This is a genomic window from Streptomyces caeruleatus (genome assembly GCF_001514235.1).
In the GTDB taxonomy this organism is placed as follows: Bacteria; Actinomycetota; Actinomycetes; order Streptomycetales; family Streptomycetaceae; genus Streptomyces; species Streptomyces caeruleatus.
Map to the genome: position 1 here is coordinate 280,058 of NZ_KQ948933.1, position 2,653 is coordinate 282,710.

General features: G+C 64.4%; 4 protein-coding genes. 2 read left to right on the forward strand and 2 right to left on the reverse strand.

From position 1 onward, the window contains the following. Positions 1-379: 379 nt before the first annotated feature. Both AQJ67_RS29185 and AQJ67_RS48685 read left to right on the forward strand, forming a co-directional pair. Positions 380-838, forward strand: coding sequence for a hypothetical protein (locus tag AQJ67_RS29185; RefSeq protein ID WP_062722288.1), 459 nt, complete (start codon positions 380-382; stop codon positions 836-838). Between the two features lie 18 nt (positions 839-856). Further along, positions 857-1,573: a hypothetical protein gene (locus AQJ67_RS48685; protein WP_208615060.1), complete on the forward strand. Its 717-nt coding sequence runs from the start codon at positions 857-859 to the stop codon at positions 1,571-1,573. A 300-nt stretch (positions 1,574-1,873) separates the two neighbouring features. Here the strand turns inward: AQJ67_RS48685 and AQJ67_RS45725 are convergent, their stop codons facing one another. Together AQJ67_RS45725 and AQJ67_RS50800 are read right to left on the reverse strand one after the other, a co-directional pair. Beyond that, positions 1,874-2,374 carry an IS5 family transposase gene (locus AQJ67_RS45725; protein WP_425264191.1) on the reverse strand — a complete coding sequence of 167 codons (501 nt, stop codon included), beginning with the start codon at positions 2,372-2,374 and terminating at the stop codon, positions 1,874-1,876. Continuing rightward, positions 2,323-2,595: a hypothetical protein gene (locus tag AQJ67_RS50800; protein ID WP_425264188.1), complete on the reverse strand. Its 273-nt coding sequence runs from the start codon at positions 2,593-2,595 to the stop codon at positions 2,323-2,325. The genes AQJ67_RS45725 and AQJ67_RS50800 overlap by 52 nt, the downstream gene beginning before the upstream one ends. Positions 2,596-2,653 lie beyond the last annotated feature (58 nt).

Here is a 2,653-nt window from a genome sequence, read left to right on the forward strand (position 1 = left end):
CCCTGACCTGCGCAAACGAGAACCTGCCCACGACCGATCCCGCATCCGCTAGGCTAGGCGCCGGATCTCCGCGAGATCCGTATGTTCCTCGCCTTCGTGGGATGTGTGGGAAATTCCGTCGCCGCAGGTCAGGCGTAATGGCGTGCAGAGCCTCAAAACGCCGCAACCCTGAATCTCAAACGCCTTTTCAGCGTTTTCGCAGCTCACGGCGTATGCACAGGACTCGGGAAGACGCTCGAAATCAGTGCAACGGGTGCACACCTACAAGGACAGGCAGGCAGCGCCTCCGGGTGCACATCTGACACAGTCCGAGTGAATCGATCACCCATGAGGCGGCGCCCTGTTTGCTACTTGAGTAGCCGGGCGGCAGTCTGACAGCATGCCAACCTCCCGCCCCCTGCCAGACAGCGACCGCCGGGTTCTCCTACTCCTCCTGGACGACCAGGATCGCCTGATGCTGTGCGGCGCCTGCTGCAGCGGCTGGACGGTCCCGCAGGCACTGCTCGCCGTCGACACTGATTTCAAGGAGGGCGCCATTCGTCATCTCGCCGAGCGGTTCGGAATCGAGAGCCCTCGCTTTGGATCCGTCTATGGCGTTCACGAAACACAGGATTCCGACTGCTGGGAGCATGACCAGCGCACCGCTTCTCGCGTTTTCATCGTGCGAATCAGCGCCAAAGAGTCGGCCTCGTTTCAGGCAATGGCTCCGTCGCACACCCGGTGGGGAAGCAGCGAACTCAAGGCTCGCCACCGAGAAATCTCACCGGAAGGCGTGGCCCTTCTGGTCTCCGGATACGTGGAAGGTTGGCTTCCCGACGGGCCCATCTCTCTCTACTGACCTGGAGACCCAATGCCCATGCACGCCATTGAGATCATCCTCACCCGGACCGTACGCGGAGTGGAACTGAAAGCAGCACGGCAGATCAGCGGTATGCCGATGGCATCGTCGCACGACGGCAAGAGCATCGCCGTTCTTGTATCGGCGCGGGACGAGGAGCGCGCCATCAGAAAGGTATGGAACCGGCTTCAAGATTCCCTTCCCATTGATGTCCTGTGCACTCTCTTTCCTGGACCGGACGGGATGCTACGGATGAGCATCCCCTTTGCTCCTGAGGTAAAGAGACGAATCCGCGGATGGGCGAGAGCATCAGGGAAGAGCACTGAGGAATTCTTGAGCCAGGCGATCAAAGAGGCACTGGCTCGCGATCGATCAACAGAGACGGCCCGCCAGGAATGTGCGCTGACCTTCCTGCTTCACAGTTGCGCCTGGCTGGATTCACAGCTGAGCGACACAGATCGGATCGCTGTCTCAAGGCTCCCAAGGCCGCTAGAAAACCTTGTCCGAAGGGTCTCCACTTCCGGAACGCGTGTCCTCTTCACCGACAGCACCGGACCCATTGCCGCGCTGATCAGTGAGCGAGAGCTGCGAGAACTTGAAGACACGCTCGCGATTGCGGAATGCGAGCAGCGGAAGGCCGGCTCCTCGTCCTTCACGCCACATGACGAAGCGGTCCAGGAGAGGTCGGCCAACGACGGGGCCCAAGAGGACGGAGATCAGTGTGGACCTGGCTGACCCCCGCGTGCTGGTATGCGGGGATCGGCAGTGGCTCTGGCCCGGCGCAGCACCGCGGTGTCGGATCGTCTGGCGGCGCGTCAGGGCGACCATCACCTCCGTCAACCTGCGGACTGGCACACCGCGCAGCGCATGAGTCGATGGACCGTGTGTCCCGCCCGCCAAAGCACCGGCATCGCCCGGCAGTTGAACAAGCTCAGGAGCGGACGAGGTCTCTGTTTTCAGGCCTGCTTGCGGCGAGCTTGGTCCTGCGGCGGGCACGGTAGAGCGTCGGCTAGGGCCTGTTGTTGAAAGTGCTGGTCACAGCCACTCGTTGATGGCTGCGACCAGCACTGTCGCTTCGTAGCAGACGGCGAGTTTGTCGTACCGAGTGGCGACGGCCCGGTGGCGCTTGAGCCGGTTGATCCCGCACTCGACCGCGTGCCGTTGCTTGTAGTCGTCCTTGTCGAACTTCGGCGGGCGCCCGCCACGCGATCCACGCTTGAGGCGGTTGCGGGCTCGGTCCGCCGGAACCGGAATGGTGGCCTTGATGCCGCGTCTGCTCAGGTAGGAGCGATTGCCGCGGGAGTCGTACGCCTTGTCGGCCCGCACCCGGTCCGGGCGCTTGCGCGGCCTGCCGGGCCCCAGCCTCGGAACCCGGACGGCTTCCAGGACCGCTTCGAACTGCGGGGAGTCGCCCCGCTGCCCGGCCGTGATCACGACGGACAAGGGCTTCTGCCCCTGCTCGACTGCAAGGTGGATCTTGCTGGTCAGTCCGCCGCGGGAGCGTCCGAGGCCGTGGTCGGCCGGCTCGACGAAGATCCCGCCGGGCGGCTCCTTCTGGAGGTCCCCCTTTTCGCCGCTCCGGCGGCGTGCTGGTGGGCCCGGCAGACGGTGGAGTCGACGTTGACCTCCCAGGTGATCAGGCCCTTCGCGTCCGCCTCGGCCTGGAGCTGGGTGAGGATCCTTGCCCAGGTGCCGTCCCGCTGCGAGCGCCGGAACAGGTCATAGACCCGATCCCAGGGCCCGTAGCGTTCGGGCACGTCCCGCCAGGGAGCACCGGTCCGGGTCCGGAGCGTTCAGTGGTTCGGAGCACCCGTC

Bases quoted from the DNA above. Each gene is read 5' to 3' on its own strand.
- AQJ67_RS29185 (WP_062722288.1), top strand. From the start codon at position 380: ATGCCAACCTCCCGCCCCCTGCCAGACAGCGACCGCCGGGTTCTCCTA.
- AQJ67_RS48685 (WP_208615060.1), top strand. From the start codon at position 857: ATGCACGCCATTGAGATCATCCTCACCCGGACCGTACGCGGAGTGGAA.